This window comes from Vibrio sp. 2033 (assembly GCF_033339735.1).
The window spans coordinates 350-687 of record NZ_JAWOVC010000369.1; the positions used below are offsets into that span (position 1 = coordinate 350).

The following is a 338-nucleotide window of genomic DNA, read 5'->3' on the forward strand; positions in this document are numbered from 1 at the left end:
GTTCGTACGCCGCAGTAATACCGCCAGACAGACGAGCAATCACGTCTTCTTCCAGATCGGTTTGCCATAATTGCTTACCATTTTCTGGATCAAGCGCTTTCACCAAACCATCACGGCTCGCGACAAACAACATGTCGTTTGCGTAGACAGGAGAAAGCTTTGAGAAGTAATGACCAACACCATCACCAATCGATGTGTTCCATTCACTCTTGGTCGTAAACTGACTATCTACCTGCGGTAGTGGTGCCATAACGATGGTATCTTCCTCGCCAGCACAACCAGCCAGGATGCCCACCGTTAATGCCCCTAACAAGGCTTTCTTAAAGACTCTTTTCATC

At 47.9% G+C, this 338-nt stretch carries 1 protein-coding gene; it reads right to left on the bottom strand.

Going from position 1 to position 338, the window contains the following annotated elements; translation table 11 throughout:
* A partial coding sequence (locus tag R7P74_RS26650) for an outer membrane protein assembly factor BamB family protein (RefSeq protein ID WP_318123659.1) occupies positions 1-337 on the bottom strand: 337 nt, incomplete at its 3' end.
* Between the last annotated feature and the right edge of the window lies 1 nt (position 338).